The organism is Brevundimonas sp., assembly GCF_030682035.1.
Lineage (GTDB): Bacteria > Pseudomonadota > Alphaproteobacteria > Caulobacterales > Caulobacteraceae > Brevundimonas.
In genome coordinates this window covers 1-16148 of the sequence record NZ_JAUXQZ010000003.1, presented here as the reverse complement: position 1 = coordinate 16148, position 16148 = coordinate 1, and the positions used below count along the sequence as shown (strand labels likewise).

Sequence of the window (16148 nt, the reverse complement as noted above, 5' to 3'; positions counted from 1 at the left end):
CTGATCGGGACGTTCGACCCGCGCCCCTGACGGAGAGAGCCTGCATGTCCGCCCGCCACCTGATCACCATCGCCGCCGTCGCCGCCTCACTGGCCGCCTGCGAGACCGTTCCGATGAACGCCTCCAGCTACGGCCCGCAGCCCACCTCCGCCGCCTTCAGCGCCGACGACTTCGCCTGGTCGGCCCGATCGGGGCGCGGCTCCATCGACGGCCGCGTCGCCTTCAGCCGCGACGGCCAGACCTTCGCCTGCACCGGTTCGGTCGCCCTGACGCCCGACACGCCCTACACCCGCGCCCGGTTCCAGACCCTGTACGGCTCAACCGAGCGGGCGGCCATCCCGGAAGCCATAGTGCGGGCCCGCACCGTGGAGAACCCCAGCGCCGACTATCGCGCCTTTGTCCGCTCGACGACCTGCCAAAACGGCCGGTTCGAATTCTCGGGACTCCCGGACGGCGACTGGTTCATCATCACCCCCGTCAGCGCCGGTGGCGACCGCATCGTTCTGATGCGGCACATCGGCACCCGCGGCGGACGCGTGTCCGTCACCCTCTAAGCGTCTCGTCTGCCAGTGCCTGTGTCTTTGGGGCCGCGTATCTGGCCGCTTCGGAGAGTTAACCATGTTCCGTCTTGTCCTGATCGCCACCGCCGGCCTGAGCCTGTCCGCCCTTCCCGCCGCCGCCCAGTCGTGGGGCGGAACCTATGACAACGGCTATGGAAGCGGCGACAGCTACCGCTCGTATGACAGCGATTACGGACAGCGGTCCTATGGCTACGGCTCCGAACCCTCCAACGCCGTGCCGTCGAATTTTGACTGGCGCAGTCAGCTGGACCGGCCGGGCGACTACCGCTGCGACCAGTTCTGGGACGCCAACCGCAATGACTGCGGCGCCCGCTGGCGCGACCAGCGTCATCGCGTCAGCCCCCAGGCCCGGCGCGACTATCGCGAACTGGCGGGGTACGGTCGCGCCTACGACAGCTACGGCCATGGCTACAACCGGTCCGGACATGGCCACGGACGCGGCTATTCCCGGCGCGGCTACGGCTCGGCCTACGGCCACGCCCAGGGCTCGACCACCTACCACGGCGCCTATGGCCGGCCCGACCACGTCTATCCGGGCGGCGGGGTCAGCTACGGCGGCTACACCGGCGGCCATGGCGGCGGCTACAACTCGCGCGCCGACTGGTGCCGGGCCACCTACCGCTCCTACGACCCGTCCAGCGGCTACTACCGGGCCTACAGCGGCCGGCTGGTCTACTGCGGCTGACGCGCTCAAGCAGGGAGCGACCGCATTCCTCCCCCCGCAGTGGGGAGGGGGATCGCGAAGCGGTGGAGGGGTCCGGTCGCGACCGCGACCGGTGGGCGAGCGTTAGCGCGCTTGCAACTAACCCCGTTCAACCGATCACGGATCGGTGCATAACCACCGTTCGCCATTGTTTCGCCTTGTCGAACCCGCTTCGGTGCATGTGACCCGCAAGGGGCGGTGGATCAGGGAGCGCGTAAATGTCCCAGCACAATATTTCCGGTTCGGAAGTCTTCGGACCCAAGCCCGGCGTCATGCTGCGATCGGTCAAGACCAGCGGCCTGCGGCGCCAGCGCGCCGCCCGCACCTGGGCGGCGTTTATCGCCGGCGCCGTCGTCGCCGTAGCGGGTGGGGCTATCGCACTGGCCGCGGTCTTCGGTCCTACGCTGTTCGGCTAGGCCAGCCACACCATCCGGCGCGTCTGAGCCTCGGCGCCGCGCGCGCGGCTGAAGCCCATGCGCACCTCGCCCGTATAGAGGAAGCCCGCCTTTTCCAGCACCCGGCCTGACGCCGGATTGTCGCTGAAATGGCCCGCCATCAGTGCACGGCGCTTCCATGCCTTCGACGCCCAGGCCGTGGCCCCCTGCAAGGCCTCCGTCGCCAGGCCCCGACCCCAGAAGGGGCGGGCGATCCAGTAGCCGACCTCGGGCGCGGGATCGGCGTCCTCAAACAGGCCGATGACGCCGACCGGGCCATGGTCCTCATGTTCGATCAGGAAGGTCCGCGCGCGCGCCGGATCCTGCACCGCCACCTTGAGCACGAATTCCTCGGCGTCCTCGAGTCCGTACGGGTGCGGCATGCGCAGCGTCATGCGCGCGATCGACGGATCATTGGCGAAGACCGCCAGCCGGGGGATATCCTGGGCGCCGGGCGAGCGCAGGACCAGACGCCGCGTCTCGACGACGGGAGAGGGTTCGATCACGCACATGACACAGGCCTCGTTCGATCTGCCGCCTCCTTGGAGGGCTCGGACGGCGTCGAGGCGGGGAACGAAAACGGGGAGCCTGGTGATCCAGACTCCCCGCGGAAACTTGTCCCTGGTCCGGATCGCGGCTCTCGAGCCTTGCGCGATCCGGGTGTCAGTCGGTCTGCGCTACTCGGCGGCCATTGGCATTTCGGCGGTGGCCGGGAGAATCGACACGTAACAACGGCCGTTCGCCTTCTTGGTGAATTTCACGGCGCCGTGGGTGGTCGCGAACAGGGTGTGGTCGCGGCCCAGGCCGACGTTGTCGCCCGGGTGGAAGGTGGTGCCGCGCTGGCGCACGAGGATGTTGCCGGCCAGCACGCGCTCGCCGCCGAACTTCTTCACGCCGAGGCGTTTCGACTCGGAGTCGCGACCGTTACGCGACGAACCACCGGATTTCTTGTGAGCCATGGGGCTGTCCTAACTCGTCTTTGTTCTTAGGCTTCGTCGGTCTTGGCGGGCTTGGCCTTGGGCGCGGCCTTCTTGGCGGCGGCCGGCTTTTCAGCGGCGGCTTCAGCCTTCGGAGCAGCAGCCTTCTTGGCCGGCGCCTTGGTGGCCGGAGCGGCCTTGGCTTCGGTCTTCGGAGCAGCGGCGGCCTTCGGGGCCTTGGCCGGCTTGGCCTTGGCTTCGGTTTCCTCAGTACGCGGAGCCAGGCCACGGGCACGCAGGTTCATCTCGGCCTTGGTCATCAGCGAGGTCTCGCCGTCCCACTTGGCCTTCTCGCCGCCGCCGTCGATGCCGGTGATGCGCAGGACCGATTCCATCTGGCGATGGCCGTTGGTGCGGCGATAGCCCTGACGGCGGGTCTTCTTGAAGATCTTGATCTTCTCACCCTTGCGGGTCTCGACCAGGGTCGCGGCGACCGCGGCGCCCGCGATCAGCGGAGCGCCCAGGGTCACGCCCTTGTCGCCGCCCAGCATCAGCACGTCGCCGAACGAAACGTTCGAACCGACATCGCCATCGAGCTTCTCGACCACGATGACGTCGCCCGGCTGAACCCGGTACTGTTTGCCGCCGGTCTTGATCACCGCGTACATGTTGAAGCCTCAGCGAAACGCAAAAAGAATAAGCCCGACGGGGGATCCCCTCGGGCGAAGAGCGGCGACATAGACGCAGAGGGGTGTTCGAGTCAACGCGATTTGGCCGAAAAACAGCGTCCACGCGGCCCCGGAAGACCTTGCCACTGGCCTCGCCCGGGCTTCAAGTGACGCGTTCCACGAGAGATGATGTCCATGCTGCTCCGACTGCTGACCGCGACCGCACTATCCGTCGCCGCCCTGTCCGCCGGCGCCTGCGCCACCCTCTCCGAGCCTGCCTTGGCCGTGGAACCCGTTTTCACGACCAGGGCCTGCCCCGCCGACTGGGTTCCGGGCGGCCGCGCCGTCGAGTGCGGGACCCTGACCGTCGATGAGGCCCGCGACGGTTCGGGCGGCCGCCGCATCGACATCGCCGTGGCCATCGTCCGCGCCAGTGCGCCTTTCCGTGACGCTTCGGGACAGGCGCTGCCCCCCGTTGTCGTGTTCCATGGCGGTCCCGGCGGGGCTGAAGTCGCGGGCGTCGGCGCCAGCCTGCAGCGCCTCGCCGCCCGTCCGGGCGCCAATGTACTGATGGCGGTGGACCAGGACTGGATCTTCTTCGACCAGCGCGGCGGCGGCCAGGGCGACCCCTCGATGGACTGCCCGGGCGTCCAGCTGACCGACGCCGGCCTGCCCTCGGACGCGGACGCCGACGGGTTGAAAGCCTGTCTCCGGGCCTTCGCCGATCAGGGCGTCGACTTTCGCTGGTACAATGTCGCGGCGGTGGCCCAGGACGTGCGCGACCTCACCCATGTCCTGAACCTGCCGAAGATCGACCTGTACGGCGGCTCCTATGGTCCGCGGGTCGAGGCCGCCGTCATTACCCACGCACCCGAGATCGTCCGCGCCGCCGTCATGGACAGTCCCTGGCCGCCCGAGGGCAATTGGGCCGTCGGCACGCCGGAACAGGTCTCGGCCGCAGTGAAGATCATCCTCGCCAAATGCCAGGCCCAGGCGGCCTGCGCCGCGCGCCACCCGGACCTTCAGGCCCGCTTTGAGGCCAACGCGCGCCTGTGGCTGGAGGGGCCGCGGACCGGCAAGGACGGCAAGACCTTCACCGTCGATGACCTGTCCGCCTTCCTGATGGACACCACCTATTCCCGAACCGGCGTCCGCCGCCTGCCCGCTGACCTTGAAAAGATCATCGCCGGCGACCTGTCGCCCGTCGCCGGCATCGCCGAGGACCGGACCTATTATTTCGAGGGCCAGCACATGGCCTACATCTGCAAGGAGGAATTGCCCTTCGAGTCCAGAGAGCGCCTCGCCGCCGGAGCCGCGGGCGATCCGGTCGCTGAAGTCCTTGTTCCCTCGCTGTCGCGTCTGTTCGACGTCTGCGGCGCGGTGAACTCCGGCCGGGCTGACCCAATAGAGAACCAGGCTGTCACGACGACCATCCCGACCCTGTTCGTGGCCGCCGAGATCGATCCGGGCTGTCCCCCCGCCCTGACCGAGGCCGCCGCGCGCGGCTATGCCAACAGCCAGGTGGTGATCGTCACCAACGCCACCCACGGCGTCATCAACGCCAGCCCCTGCACCCAGCGCATGGCCCGCGACTTTCTGCGCGATCCATCGAAGCCGGTTGATCGGACATGCCTGCCCGCCGCCGATACGCCGCTGGACTTCATTGAGTAACCTTCCGCGTTCGAGGCGGAAAGCCCTCGACTGTTATAAAGTAACACGCTAAACAGGCCGCGATGACGCCGTCCGACCTCGAGCAACCCGTGATCTTGTCCCTTCTGGGCGTGGGCTTCGTGACGGCCTTCCTGCACGCCGCCCTGCCGACCCATTGGCTGCCATTCGTGCTGGTTGGCCGGGCGCAGCGGTGGAGCCTGGCGCGCATGCTGGGCGCTGTGACGGCGGCGGGCCTCGCTCATATCGCCACCACCGCCGTCGTCGGCGGCCTGATCGTGGCGGCCGGGCAGGCCGTGGACCAATGGATGTCGGGCCTGCTGCCGTACCTGTCCGCAACCCTGCTGTTCCTGTTCGGCGCCTTCTATCTCAGCCGGTCCCTGCTTCGACGGCCGGTTCCCGCCGACGGTCCGCCGCTGGAAGCTGTTGAACCTGCGGGAAGTCACGCCGCCGCCTTCTGGGGGCTGGTCGTCCTTATGGCCGCATCGCCCGGCGAAGTGCTGCTGCCCATCTATCTGTCCCAGGCCGGAGAAGGCCTCGGCGTTCTCGCCGCCCTGACGGCGACCTTCGCGGTCGGCACCGTCGCCGGCATGGCGGTCTTCACCTCGGCGGCCCGCGCCGGCTGGTCCGTCCTGCGGCTGGAACGTTGGGCGCGGTACGAAGGGGCGGTGCTGGGCGGAGCATTGATCCTGATCGGCCTTCTCGTCGTGGCCCATCAGCTCTAGGACTGGTCCCATGGCCCACCCGCATCACGACCATTCGCACGACCATGACCATGGGGATGGCCACGGCCACACGCACGGCGGCGACCATCACGGCCCGGTCGACACCGGAGACTGGCGCTACGCCGTCGGCCTGCTCGTCAATCTGATCTTCGTGGGCGTCGAGTTCGGCGCAGGCGTTTTCAGCGGCTCCACGGCCCTGATGGCCGATGCGGGTCACAATCTGTCGGACGTGCTGGGTCTGGCCATGGCCGGCGGCGCGGCCTGGCTCGCGCGGCGGGCCAGCGGCTCGCAGCAGACCTATGGCTACGGCAAGGCGACGGTGCTGGCCGCCCTCGCCAACGCCCTGCTGCTGATCTTCGCCTGCGGGGCCATCGCCTTCGAGGCCGTCCGCCGTCTGGCCGAACCCGCCCCGGTGATGAGCGGCCTGATCATGATCGTCGCCGCCATCGGCTTCGTCATCAACCTGGGCACCGCCCTGCTGTTCATGCGCGACCAGCATTCCGACCTGAACGCCAAGGGGGCGTATCTGCACATGATGGCCGACGCAGCCGTCTCGATCGGGGTGGTCATCGCCGGCGGGGTCATCATGTTCACTGGCTGGTCGATCCTCGACCCCCTCGTTAGCCTCGTCATCGTCGCCGTCATCCTGATTGGGACCTGGGGCCTGCTCAAGGACTCGGTCAATCTGGCCCTGGACGCCGCGCCGCGCGGAACGGACGTCGAGACGATCCGCGCCGCCTTCCTCGCCCTGCCCGGCGTCAGCGCCGTGCACGACCTGCACGTCTGGGGCCTGTCCACCACCGAGACGGCCCTGACCGCCCACCTCTGCCACGACCGCCCCGACCCCGACGCCCTGCTGGCCGAGGCGCAGGTGATGGCGCGAAGCACATTCAACATCGGCCACACCACGCTTCAGCTGGAAGCCGAGCCGCTGGCCGACTGCCCGACCTGCTGACCCCTTCCCATCCGGCGCCGCAGCCGCCATCTAGCCGCTCATGTCAAACAAGATCCCCGTCACCGTCCTCACCGGCTACCTCGGCGCCGGCAAGACCACCCTGCTCAACCGCATCCTCACCGGCGACCACGGCAAGCGCTATGCCGTCATCGTCAACGAGTTCGGCGAGATCGGCATCGACAACGATCTGGTGGTCGGCGCCGACGAGGACGTGTTCGAGATGAACAACGGCTGCGTCTGCTGCACCGTGCGCGGCGACCTGATCCGCGTCGTCGCCGGCCTGATGAAGCGCCAGCGCCCCGGCAAACCGGCCTTCGACGCTATCATCGTCGAGACCACCGGCCTGGCCGACCCCGGCCCGGTGGCCCAGACCTTCTTCGTCGACGAGGACGTCAAGGCGAAGACCCGGCTGGACAGCGTCACCGCCCTGGTCGACGCCAAACACGTCATGGCCCGGCTGGATGACTCGAAAGAGGCGCGCGAACAGGTCGCCTTCGCCGACCGCATCATCCTCAACAAGGTCGATCTGGTCACCGAGGCCGAACTGGTCGCGGTCGAGGCGCGGCTGCGCCGGCTCAATCCGTTGGCCCCCATCACCCGCGCCACCCGCGCCGAGGTGCCGCTGGATCAGGTGCTGGGTCTCGGCGGTTTCGACCTCGGCCGCATCCTCGACATCAATCCGCAGTTCGCCAATCCGGGCCATGGCGAGCACGGTCACGTCCACGACGAGCACTGCGGCCATGACCACCACGACCACGACCATGCGCCCGATCAAGGCCATCACCACGGCGCACGCGGCCACGCCCATGAGGACGACATCAAGGGCATCTCCCTGTCGCTGGACCGGCCGATGGACGGCGCCAAATTCACCGCCTGGCTCGACCGCCTGCTGGGCGAGCAGGGCCAGAACATCCTGCGCGCCAAGGGCATCATCGATGTCGACGGCGAGGACCGCCGCCTGGTCTTCCAGGCCGTGCACATGATCCTGGAGGGCGACCTGCAGAAGCCTTGGGGCGCCAACGAACGCCGCTGGTCCCGCGCCGTCTTCATCGGCCGCGAACTCGACGAGGCCGCGCTGAAGGCCGGGTTCGAGGCCTGCGCGGCGTGAGAACCACCGCTTTCGACGCCCAGATCACCGCCGCCGTGTTCGACAACACGGGCGCCGTCTTCGCCCTCGGCGACGGCTCGGTCCGCTTCGAGGGCGGCGAGTTCAGCGCGGCCCATGACGGGGCGATCCTGTGTGCTGTGGCGCACCCGTCCGGCGACGGCGTGATCACCGGTGGCGATGACGGCCGCCTGATCTGGCACCGGCGCTCCGACGCCGGGGTGCTGGCCACCAGCGCCCGGGGACAGTGGATCGACGCAGTCGACGCCTCGGCCGAAAGCGGCCTGATCGCCTTCTCCGCCGGCAGGACCCTGACCGTGCTGGATGCCAGGGACGCCGGTTTCCGCCGCGACTTCCAACACGAGCGCACCGTCTCGGGCGTGGCTTTCGAGCCCAAGGGTCGGCGGATCGCGACCTCGACCTATGGTGGGGCCGCCCTGTGGTTCGCGCGCATCGCCGAACAGAAGCCGACCTTCCTCAAATGGGCCGGATCGCACACCGGCGTCGCCTTCTCACCCGACGGGGCCTTCGTGGTCACCACCATGCAGGACGCCCAGCTGCACGGCTGGCGACTGAAAGATCAGAAGAATCTGCGCATGGGCGGCTATCCGTCCAAGGTCCGGGCCATCAGCTTCCTGTCCAACGGACAACTGCTGGCGACATCCGGCGCCCAGGGGGCCGTGCTCTGGCCCTTCGTCGGCTCGAACGGACCCATGGGGCGGGAAGCCACCGAGATCGGTTTCGACGAGGGCAGTCTGGTCGCCCTCGTCGCCTCGCAGCCGAAGCACGGCCTGCTGGCTGCGGGCCTGAACGACGGGCGGGTCTGGCTGGCCGATCCGGCGGGTCAGGGGCTGAGTTTTCTCAAGGCTGAAAAGGGCTCCCCGATCACCGCCCTGGCCATGAGCGCCGATGCCTCCCGGGTCGCCTGGGCCGACGAGGACGGGAAGGCCGGAGTGGCTGACGTCTGACTTCTGACCATGAGAGAAGGGCGCTTGCCCCTCATCGCCGCCCGTGCTGCCATTCCCACATGTCGGGGCTGACCAGAAACGTGAAGAAGGGCCGCCCGGTGCTGACCCTGGTCCTGCTGCTGCTCCTGCTTAGCTCCAGCAGCATCGTCATCCAGCGCTGGGCCGCCCCGCCGACCACCTTCCTGATGGTCAGCCGGGCCCTCGGCGGCGACGGCCTGTCCTACCGCTGGCGCTCGCTGGACGACATCTCGCCCCGGCTGGTCCAGGCTGTGATCGCCTCGGAGGACTCGACCTACTGCACCCACCGCGGCTTTGACATGAAGGCCATCGAACGCGCCCTGAAGGCCAACGCCCGTTCGGAGAAGCGCGGCTCGGGACGGGTCCGCGGCGGCTCGACCATCAGCCAGCAGACGGCCAAGAACGCCTTCCTGTGGCCCGGCCGCGACTGGATCCGCAAAGGGCTGGAGGCCGGCTACACCGTCGCCATCGAGACCGTCTGGGGCAAGCGGCGGATTATGGAGGTCTATCTCAACATCGCCGAATGGGCCCCCGGCGTCTACGGCGCCGAGGCCGCCGCCCGGCACTGGTTCGGCAAGCCGGCGAGCGAACTGACCCCTGGCGAGGCCGCGCGTCTGGCCGCCATCCTGCCCTCGCCCCGGCGCTACAGCGCCGCCTCGCCCGGACCCTATGTCCGCCGCCGCGCCTCACGCATCCAGGCCGCCATGGGCACGGTGCGAAACGACGGACTGGCGAGGTGCGTTCTGGGCTAGCGGCCACGCTTGACGCCACGGCCCTGCTCCCTTCACCTGCGCTCCAACGGCGCGGCGTCAGACCGCGCGAGGAGGACAGCCCCATGAAACGCTCCCTGATGACGGCGGCCGCCGCCTGCGCCCTGACCCTGGTGGCCGGTTGCGCCAGTCTGGGCATGAACGGCTCCGGCGAGACCGCAGAGGTCGCGCCTGTGCCCGTTCCCGCCGCACCGCCCGCGACCGCCGAAGCCGCCGTCGCCTTCGTCGCCGACGCCGAGACGCGGCTGGCCGCCCTCAGCGAGGAAGCCGCTCGCATCCAGTGGACCCGCGCCACCAACATCACCTTCGACACCATGTGGCTGGAGAGCCGGATCAACGCCGAATATACCGAGCTGCAGGTCCAGCTGGCCAATGGCGCGGCCCGTTTCAACGAGGTCGAGGTCACCCCCGACGTGCGCCGCAAGCTGAACCTGCTGCGTCTCGGCATCGTCCTGCCGGCCCCCAACCGCCCCGGCGCCGCCAGCGAGCTGGCCGAGATCACCACCCGCCTCGACTCGACCTATTCGGTCGGCAAATTCGAATATCAGGGCCGTCAGATCACCCTGGACGAAGCCAGCGCCATGCTGGCAACCAGCCGTGACCCGGTCCAGACCCGGGCCCTGTATGAAGGATGGCGCACCATTTCGCCGGTCATGGCGCCCGACTATGCCCGCATGGTCGCCATCGCCAATGAGGGTGCCACCGAGCTGGGCTTCGCCGACACCGGCGCCATGTGGCGCGCCGGCTACGACATGGAGCCGGATGCCTTCGCCGCCGAGACCGACCGGCTGTGGGAACAGGTCAAACCCTTCTACGAGAACCTTCACTGCTATGTCCGCAGCCGCCTCAACGCCCGCTACGGCGACGCCGTCCAGCCCGACAGCGGTCCGATCCGGGCCGACCTGCTGGGCAATATGTGGTCGCAGCAGTGGGGCAACATCTATGACGTGGTGGCCCCGGCCACCGGCGGCGCATCCAGCTATGACATGACCGAGCGGCTGGTCGCCAACAACTACGACGCCCGCAAGATGGTCGAGACCGGCGAGGGCTTCTACGTCTCCCTGGGTCTGCCCGAGCTGCCCGAGACCTTCTGGGAACGCAGCCAGATCACCCGCCCGCGCGACCGCGAAGTGGTCTGCCACGCCTCAGCCTGGGACCTCGACAACGCCGACGACATCCGCATCAAGATGTGCACCGAGGTAAACGCCGAGGACTTTTACACCGTCCACCACGAGCTGGGGCACAACTACTACCAGCGCGCCTACAAGGATCAGCCCTTCCTGTTCAAGAACGGGGCGAATGACGGCTTCCACGAAGCCATAGGCGACTTCGTCGGCCTGTCAGCCCTGACCCCCACCTATCTGAACCAGATCGGCCTGCTGCAGACCGTGCCGGGCGAGGCGGAGGACATCCCCTTCCTGCTCAAGATGGCGCTCGACAAGATCGCCTTCCTGCCGTTCGGCTTGATGGTCGACCGCTGGCGCTGGGGCGTGTTCAACGGCGAGACCAGCCCGGCCGAATACAATGACGCCTGGTCGGCCAATATGCTGCGCTACCAGGGTCTGGTTCCGCCCGGACCGCGGCCGGAGAACGCCTTCGACCCCGGCGCCAAATATCATATCCCGGGCAATACGCCGTACACCCGCTACTTCCTGGCCCACATCTACCAGTTCCAGTTCCACCGGGCGGCCTGCCAGCAGGCGGGCTGGACCGGGCCGCTGCACCGCTGCTCCGTGTACGGGAACAAAGAGGTCGGCGCGCGCTTCAACGCCATGATGGAGATGGGCCAGTCCCGGCCCTGGCCCGAAGCCATGCAGGCCTTCACCGGTCAGCGCGAGAACGACGCCTCGGCCGTCGCCGACTATTTCGCCCCGCTGAACACCTGGCTGACGGCCCAGAACCGCGGCAAGGACTGCGGCTGGGAGGCCTAACATTCCTCCCCCATTGGGGGAGGCGGACCACCCGAAGGGTGGTGGAGGGGTGGTGGAGGATCGCATGCGATCCGATGTCCGCCGAACAACGGTCTCGTTAACCCTCGACGTGAAGCCTTCTCTTAACCGGCTTGGTCCATTTTCGTCCGTATGAGCGCGGGCGAATTGCGCCCGCGACCCACGGGGCGGACGCGGCGATGGGGTTGAGCGCCTGGATTGACGGCATGGGCCGGGGCCTGCGGGCGTTCACACGCCGTTTGGCCGATGACGCACGCGGCAATGTCGCCATGCTGTTTGGTCTCAGCTTGCCCGTGCTGGTCCTGATGACGGTCGGAGGGGTCGATATCCACCGGGCCTCGACCGTGCGGGTCAACCTGCAGGATGCGTTGGACGCCGCCGCCCTGTCCGCCGCCCGGTCGCCCTACACAGCAGCCCCCGATATCCAGCGGGTCGGCCTGGCTGCTCTGCGCGCCAATCTGAAGGCCTATCCCGACATCATCCTGCGCGAGACAGACACCAGTTTCGTCCTGAACAGTGACGACGTGGTGATCGCGTCCTCCAGGGTCGATGTGAAGACCCTGGTGGCCAACCTCTTCCTGCCGCCCTATGGCAAGTTCATGGACGACTACCTGCCGGTCGGCGCCCATTCGGAGGTCGACCGGTCGTCGCGGAACATTGAGGTGGCGCTGGTGCTGGACACCACCGGTTCGATGGCGGGCCAGAAGATCATCGACCTGCGTGCGGCGGCCAAGGATCTGGTCGACATCGTTGTGCAGGACCTCCAGACACCTTGGTACTCCAGGGTCGCCATCGTTCCCTATTCCATGGCCGTCAACGTCGATAGCTACGCCGACAGCGCGCGCGGCTCCATCATCGGCTCCACCAACATCACCAACATTAGCTGGTACACGGGGGTGCCCGGAACCGTCACCCGGGCGACCAGGGCGAATCCCGCCGTGATCACGGCCTCAAGGCATGGGTTCAGCAACGGCGACAAGGTCGCCTTCTGGAACGCGGCAGGGATGACCGAGCTGAACGGGGTGTCCTTCACCATTTCCAATGTGACGGCCAACACCTTCAGACTGAGTGGCGTCGACAGCCGGAATTGGGGAACATTTTCGGGCACGGCTTCTGTGGCGGTGTGCGCGCGCAGCGACTGCAATCCCACGGTGACCGCGCCCGGCCACGGCATTCCCAACAACGGCTATGTCTATTTCACCGACATCGTCGGCATGACGCAGTTGAACACCCAGACACATCGGGCGTCCAACATCACCGCCAACACCTATACGATCGACACCGTCGGCGCCCGATCCTATCTATCCGGCGGCAGGTCCTGGTGCGCCCAACAGGGCTGCACCTGGTTCGCCTTCGAGAACGTCTATGACGACCTGGTGACCCACCGGGTCAGCACCTGTGTGACCGAACGAACGGGCAGGAACGCCTACACCGATGTGTCCCCGACGTCGGCCCGGGTGGGGCGCAACTATCCCTCGACCTCGAACCCCTGCCTGACCAACACCTTGCGTCCCCTGTCCAGCAACAAGGCCGCGATCAAGGCCAATATCGACACCTTGGCCGCAGCCGGTTCGACCGGCGGTCACATCGGCGTGGGCTGGGGCTGGTATGCGGTGTCGCCGAACTTCAGCACTCTGTTCGGATCGTCTGCGGGCGGCGCCTACAACACCGCCGATACGCTCAAGGCCGTGGTGATCATGACGGACGGCGAGTACAATAGCGGCTATTGCAACGGCGTGATCAGCGCAGACTCGACCACCGGCTCGGGCTCGCCGAGTCAGCACATCAACTGCAACGCCCCGAACGGCCACCCCTTCGACCAGAGCCTGGCGATGTGCACGGCCATGAAGGCCGCGGGCGTCATCGTCTACACCGTGGGCTTCCAGGTGGTGAACGACCAACGGGCGCGCGATCTCATCAATGGCTGCGCCACCAGCGCCAGCCACGTCTATCTGGCGGATTCAGGAGCCAGCCTGCGCACCGCCTTCGCGGCCATCGGGCGAGATATCAGTCAGCTGCGGATTTCGAGGTAGCCGGGGCGCATGCGCACTCAAGCAACCAGCGGAGCGGGCGATAGCGCCCTTAAATCAGCCGGATTTCCTTCAGCCGTTCGGTCAGGAAGTCCTCGGCCATGATCGCCTTGCCGGCGTAGCGGTCGGGGTTCTCCGTCGAGATCATGGTCGGCAGGGTCTCGATGACGAAGTCGGGATTGAAATGCAGGAAGAAGGGCGTGGAGTAGCGGGCGAAGCTGGCCCGCTCCGGCGCCGGATTGATAACCCGATGGCTGGTCGACGGCAGGACGTGGTTGGTCAGCCGCTGCAGCATGTCGCCGATATTGACCACCAGCGCCCCCGGCGGCGGCGCGATATCCAGCCATTCGCCATCCGCGTCCTTCAGCTGCAGGCCAGCCTCCTCGGCCCCCAGCAGCAGGGTGATGACATTGATGTCCTCGTGCGCCCCGGCCCGCACACCTGACGCCCCCGCGGGCACCGGCGGGTAGTGCAGCATGCGCAGGATCGAGTTGCCCATCTCGACCTTGTCCTCGAAGTAGCGGTCGCCGAGTTCCAGATAGCGGGCGATGGCGCGCAGGATCTTCGCGCCCAGTCCGTCCATGGCGGCGAACATACCGTAGAGATGCGGCCGGAAACCCTCGACCTCGGTCGGCCAGACATTGTCGCGCATGTATTGGCGATAGGGATGGCCAGCCGGCAGTTCGCGTCCGACGTGCCAGAACTCTTTCAGATCGACCGTGGCCGCGCCCTTGGCCGCCTCGACCCCGAACGGGGTCAGGCCACGCGCGCCCCCGGTGCCCGGCTGGTGATACTGGCGCTTGGTCTCCTCCGGCAGGGCGAAGAAGGCTTTTGTGTCGGAGATGGCCGCGTCGATCACAGTCTGGTCCAGCCCGTGGTCGGCGATGACCGCGAAGCCGTAGCGTTTGAACGACGCCCCCAGCCTGTCGGCAAAGGCCTGGAAGTCGGTGTCGTACAGCGTCATGGAAACCGGCTCGATCGCCTTGCGGGCGGATGCTGCGGTTTCTTGGCTGGGGGTTGCGCTCACGGCAGGGCCTCATCGTTCTGGTGCAGGCGGTTCCATACGCCCTAAGGCGCGAACTTGGCAAAGCCGAGACAGGTCGCGCACCGGGATTTGCTCGTTCAGGCGCGGTACAGGTCGGAACCTTCACCGTAAGCTCGCGTTTCGGCGCCACACAGTTTTTGCAAACGGGACACCCTACCATGCACAGCAAGCTCCTCCTTACCGGCGCTACGATCGCCATCCTGCTGGGCGGCGTCGCCTGCACCACCACCGACCCCTACAGCTCTGCGCCGCGCCGCAACAACACCGGTACGGGCGTGATCGCCGGCGCCTTGGGCGGCGCCCTGCTGGGTTACCTGACCAACACCTCCAACTCCGAGGAGGGCCGCAAGAACGCCCTGATCGGCGCCGGCATCGGCGCATTGGGCGGCGCTGCCGTCGGCCAGTACATGGATCGTCAGCAGCGCGAACTGGAAGCCGAACTGTCGGGTTCTGGCGTCGGCGTGGCCCGCCAGGGCGACAACCTGATCCTGCGCATGCCGTCCGACGTGACCTTCGCCTCCAACCAGTCGTCGATCAACACCCGCTTCTACGCCACCCTCGATGACGTGGCCGGCGTGATGAACCGCTATGACCAGTCCATCGTCGATATCGTCGGCCACGCGGATTCCGACGGCGCCGACGACTACAATCTGAACCTGTCGCGCCAGCGCGCCTCTTCGGTGGCCCAGTATCTGGTCAGTCGCAACGTGCTGGCCGACCGGCTGTACGTCGACGGTCGCGGCGAAAGCGCCCCGATCGCCTCGAACGACACGGCCGAAGGCAAGGCGCAGAACCGGCGGGTCGAGATACTGATCCGTCCGTTCCGCGGCTAGGCGCTCATGTAGCAAGCGACCGCATTACCTCCCCACGCAGTGGGGGGGGGGACCGCGAAGCGGTGGAGGGGTCCGGTCGCGTTCGCGACCGGTGGGCGAGCGTTAGCGCACAGGAAAAAGGGCGGAGCTTCGCGGCTCCGCCCCTTTTTGCCGTCAGACACCGTTCCGTGACTTGCGGACGAACGCGTCCGGTGCTGGAAACAAAGCGCGCTCGTTGCGGGGAATCGTTTGCGTCCGGACCATCAGGAATTCGCCGACGGGGTGAAACTGGCCGCCATCGCCGCGGTCTCGGCCGTGCTAACGGCCACCGTCGTCATCGGCGCCGGTCGGACATTGTTTCCTCAGGCCGAGGTTGTCGCGGCCGAACGCCCTGAGCTGACCTCCGTCGTGCTGCGTTAGGCTCGCCCGATTGAGCTGTAGCGGAAGCCGCGGGCCCGCATTTCCTCTGGCCGATAGACGTTTCTCAAATCGACGAGGACCGGCTGGTGCATCAGCAGCTTGAGTCCTCGATCGCGGCCGCCTCGCGCAGGAACTCCGGATTGGAGACCACGGCGAAATCGGCGTTGGGGCGGCGTTCGCGGATGATGCGCTCGATCTCGTCGCCCGTGCCGACCGGAACCGTGGATTTGGTCACCACCACGGTAAAGCCCTCGATCAGGCCCGCGATTTCCTCGGCGGCGGCATGGACATAGGACAGGTCAGCGTGGCCGTCGCCGCGCCGCGACGGCGTGCCCACGGCGATGAAGACCGCATCCGCCCCGCGGATCGCCTCGGCGCCG

The 16148-nt window shown here is 67.5% G+C and carries 17 protein-coding genes and 1 pseudogene; 13 read left to right on the top strand and 5 right to left on the bottom strand.

Annotation, left to right across the window (positions count from 1 at the left end; all coding sequences use genetic code 11):
* Positions 1-44: 44 nt before the first annotated feature.
* From Q8K49_RS01080 to Q8K49_RS01070, 3 genes are all read left to right on the top strand, one after another.
* Positions 45-554 carry a hypothetical protein gene (locus Q8K49_RS01080; protein WP_305303580.1) on the top strand — a complete coding sequence of 170 codons (510 nt, stop codon included), beginning with the start codon at positions 45-47 and terminating at the stop codon, positions 552-554.
* 64 nt (positions 555-618) lie between these two features.
* Positions 619-1266 carry a BA14K family protein gene (locus Q8K49_RS01075; RefSeq protein ID WP_305303579.1) on the top strand — a complete coding sequence of 216 codons (648 nt, stop codon included), beginning with the start codon at positions 619-621 and terminating at the stop codon, positions 1264-1266.
* 236 nt (positions 1267-1502) lie between these two features.
* On the top strand, positions 1503-1700 hold the full coding sequence (locus tag Q8K49_RS01070) for a hypothetical protein (protein ID WP_292026258.1): 198 nt from the start codon (positions 1503-1505) through the stop codon (positions 1698-1700).
* On the opposite strand, the gene Q8K49_RS01065 is transcribed toward Q8K49_RS01070, so the two are convergent.
* The 3 genes from Q8K49_RS01065 to rplU all read right to left on the bottom strand — a co-directional run bounded on the left by Q8K49_RS01065 (position 1697) and on the right by rplU (position 3303).
* Entirely contained in the window at positions 1697-2230 is a 534-nt protein-coding gene (locus Q8K49_RS01065) for a GNAT family N-acetyltransferase (RefSeq protein ID WP_305303578.1), read from the bottom strand. The genes Q8K49_RS01070 and Q8K49_RS01065 overlap by 4 nt on opposite strands.
* Positions 2231-2395: 165 nt before the next feature.
* On the bottom strand, positions 2396-2677 hold the full coding sequence (gene rpmA / locus Q8K49_RS01060; RefSeq protein WP_305303577.1) for a 50S ribosomal protein L27: 282 nt from the start codon (positions 2675-2677) through the stop codon (positions 2396-2398).
* Between the two features lie 26 nt (positions 2678-2703).
* Positions 2704-3303: a 50S ribosomal protein L21 gene (rplU, locus tag Q8K49_RS01055; RefSeq protein ID WP_305303576.1), complete on the bottom strand. Its 600-nt coding sequence runs from the start codon at positions 3301-3303 to the stop codon at positions 2704-2706.
* 195 nt (positions 3304-3498) lie between these two features.
* Between rplU and Q8K49_RS01050 the strand changes: the two genes are divergently transcribed.
* The 8 genes from Q8K49_RS01050 (at position 3499) to Q8K49_RS01015 (ending at position 13494) form a co-directional block, all read left to right on the top strand.
* Positions 3499-4974, top strand: a complete 1476-nt coding sequence (locus Q8K49_RS01050; protein ID WP_305303575.1) for an alpha/beta fold hydrolase — start codon at positions 3499-3501, stop codon at positions 4972-4974.
* A gap of 89 nt (positions 4975-5063) precedes the next feature.
* The gene (locus tag Q8K49_RS01045; RefSeq protein WP_305303574.1) at positions 5064-5696 is read left to right on the top strand and encodes a hypothetical protein; all 633 of its coding nucleotides are present in this window, start codon (positions 5064-5066) and stop codon (positions 5694-5696) included.
* Between the two features lie 10 nt (positions 5697-5706).
* Positions 5707-6651: a cation diffusion facilitator family transporter gene (locus Q8K49_RS01040; RefSeq protein ID WP_305303573.1), complete on the top strand. Its 945-nt coding sequence runs from the start codon at positions 5707-5709 to the stop codon at positions 6649-6651.
* A gap of 40 nt (positions 6652-6691) precedes the next feature.
* Positions 6692-7759 carry a GTP-binding protein gene (locus Q8K49_RS01035; protein WP_305303572.1) on the top strand — a complete coding sequence of 356 codons (1068 nt, stop codon included), beginning with the start codon at positions 6692-6694 and terminating at the stop codon, positions 7757-7759.
* Positions 7756-8724, top strand: a complete 969-nt coding sequence (locus Q8K49_RS01030) for a WD40 repeat domain-containing protein (RefSeq protein WP_305303571.1) — start codon at positions 7756-7758, stop codon at positions 8722-8724. Before Q8K49_RS01035 ends, Q8K49_RS01030 begins: the two co-directional genes overlap by 4 nt.
* 68 nt (positions 8725-8792) lie before the next feature.
* Entirely contained in the window at positions 8793-9494 is a 702-nt protein-coding gene (mtgA, locus tag Q8K49_RS01025; protein ID WP_370867715.1) for a monofunctional biosynthetic peptidoglycan transglycosylase, read from the top strand.
* Between the two features lie 83 nt (positions 9495-9577).
* Complete coding sequence (locus tag Q8K49_RS01020; RefSeq protein ID WP_305303569.1) at positions 9578-11443, top strand: M2 family metallopeptidase; 1866 nt, start codon at positions 9578-9580, stop codon at positions 11441-11443.
* 203 nt (positions 11444-11646) lie between these two features.
* The gene (locus Q8K49_RS01015; protein WP_305303568.1) at positions 11647-13494 is read left to right on the top strand and encodes a ubiquitin-activating E1 FCCH domain-containing protein; all 1848 of its coding nucleotides are present in this window, start codon (positions 11647-11649) and stop codon (positions 13492-13494) included.
* Positions 13495-13543: 49 nt separating this feature from the next.
* Here the strand turns inward: Q8K49_RS01015 and Q8K49_RS01010 are convergent, their stop codons facing one another.
* Entirely contained in the window at positions 13544-14455 is a 912-nt protein-coding gene (locus Q8K49_RS01010; RefSeq protein ID WP_305303707.1) for an isopenicillin N synthase family oxygenase, read from the bottom strand.
* Between the two features lie 239 nt (positions 14456-14694).
* Here Q8K49_RS01010 and Q8K49_RS01005 point away from each other — a divergent pair, with 239 nt between their 5' ends.
* The gene (locus Q8K49_RS01005) at positions 14695-15369 is read left to right on the top strand and encodes an OmpA family protein (RefSeq protein ID WP_305303567.1); all 675 of its coding nucleotides are present in this window, start codon (positions 14695-14697) and stop codon (positions 15367-15369) included.
* Positions 15370-15597: 228 nt separating this feature from the next.
* Positions 15598-15768, top strand: coding sequence for a hypothetical protein (locus Q8K49_RS01000; protein ID WP_305303566.1), 171 nt, complete (start codon positions 15598-15600; stop codon positions 15766-15768).
* A gap of 103 nt (positions 15769-15871) precedes the next feature.
* Here Q8K49_RS01000 and Q8K49_RS00995 read toward each other — a convergent pair.
* Positions 15872-16148: pseudogene (locus Q8K49_RS00995) on the bottom strand (UDP-glucose 6-dehydrogenase); the annotation flags it as partial.